This is a genomic window from Armatimonas sp., from assembly GCF_043760365.1.
Lineage (GTDB): Bacteria > Armatimonadota > Armatimonadia > Armatimonadales > Armatimonadaceae > Armatimonas.
Map to the genome: position 1 here is coordinate 1 of NZ_JAYUPA010000610.1, position 1511 is coordinate 1511.

At 58.2% G+C, this 1511-nt stretch carries 2 protein-coding genes; both read right to left on the bottom strand.

Features of this window, described 5'->3' with window-relative positions; genetic code table 11:
- On the bottom strand, positions 1 to 844 hold an 844-nt coding region (locus ACH2EH_RS14005; RefSeq protein ID WP_395142662.1), incomplete at its 3' end, for a ParB/RepB/Spo0J family partition protein.
- 128 nt (positions 845 to 972) lie between these two features.
- A partial coding sequence (locus ACH2EH_RS14010; protein WP_395142663.1) for a tyrosine-type recombinase/integrase occupies positions 973 to 1511 on the bottom strand: 539 nt, incomplete at its 5' end.

The window sequence follows — 1511 nt, forward strand, 5'->3', positions numbered from 1 at the left end:
CACTTGCTGGCGGAGCTATTGACGTAGGTGGTAGAGCCGGAACAGGAACCGCCGATGCCGTTCGCTGTGGGAGGAGCGGCACAGGAAGCGCAGGGGGCGGAACAGTCGGGAGCGCGGGAGTTGGTGGCGCGGTGACGGTGGGCTTTTCCGCTGGGGCTTCTTCCTCGATCTCCATCTTGGGGGATCGCTCGGCTTCGCGCTCGCGCTTGGCAGCGGCCACGACGTTCTCCAGAGCGTGAGACGACCATGCTTCATCAACCGTCATCTTCCCCAGACGCTCCATCTCCTCCGGCCACTCCGCAAGCCCTAAGAGCGCTTTGCCGTGGCTTGGGGAGATCTCCTTGCGCTGGATCTGCTGCTGGACACTCTCCGGCAGTTCAAGAAGCCGGATCGTATTGGAGATATCCGGGTTGCTGCGCTTGGCCAGACGCGCCACTTCCTTGAGCGGGTGGCCCAGCTCACGCAGCTTCTTGTAGGCCCGAGCGAGATCAAATACCTCCAGATCCTCGCGCTGGACATTCTCCACGATAGCCGCGGTGAGAGCCTTCAGATCATCGTCGAGGTCGGCGCGAACAATGACGCGCACCTCATCGAAGCCGAGCAGCTTACAGGCACGATACCGCCTCTCTCCGGCGACAATCTCATAGGTGCCGTCAGTGTCTTTCTTGGGACGAACAACGAGCGGTGCGAGTAAGCCCTCCTCTTGAATACTCTCAGCGAGCTGCGCGATGGCGTCCTCGTCGAAGAGCGTGCGCGGATTCAGCGTGCTGGGCAGAATCACCGACAGGGCCAATAGCATGGCCCCTGAGGCGAGTACATCCGTTGTTCTTGGTCTACGTGACATACAGACTTCCTTTCCAAACCTGCTATGAGGTTTGAGTGGTCGGATTGACCATACCTATACTACCACGTTATATTTATCTTGCCAGTATAACGCACTTTATATTTCGCAATTCTGCGGAATCTTGAACCCTATTTTTTTCGTAGTACGGCATCCAGCGTTCCTACAGCCCGAGCTTGAGCGGAAAGATCGGCTCCCGCTAAATTCACGTACTTGCGCGTCATTGAGAGGGACGTGTGCCCGAGCATGGTCTGCAAGGTGAACTCGCTGCCTCCGCCTTGGATGAAGCTAAAGGCGAATGTATGCCGAAGGTCATGCGGACCGACCCCCGAAATTCCACGAACAAGTCCACAGCTCTGGACGATGTGATAAATGCCCATTGGCGTGAGCTTTGCACCACCGCGCTCGCTTTGGAAGAGTGGGTCAGCAGCATCGCGCTCAGCGAGGCGCAGGTACTCGATCAAGGCGCGCTGGGCACTGCGAGAGCCCACGTAGACCGTCCGGGCCTTATTGCCCTTTCCCATGACTCTAAGGCTCCACGAGTCACGATCTAGGTCGCGCAGGGTCAGCCCACAGACCTCGGAGACCCGCAGTCCCGTGTCGAGGATCAGGGAGATAATCGCGGTGTTACGTAGCGGATACTGACTCTTCTTAGCTCCAGCAAGTAGAA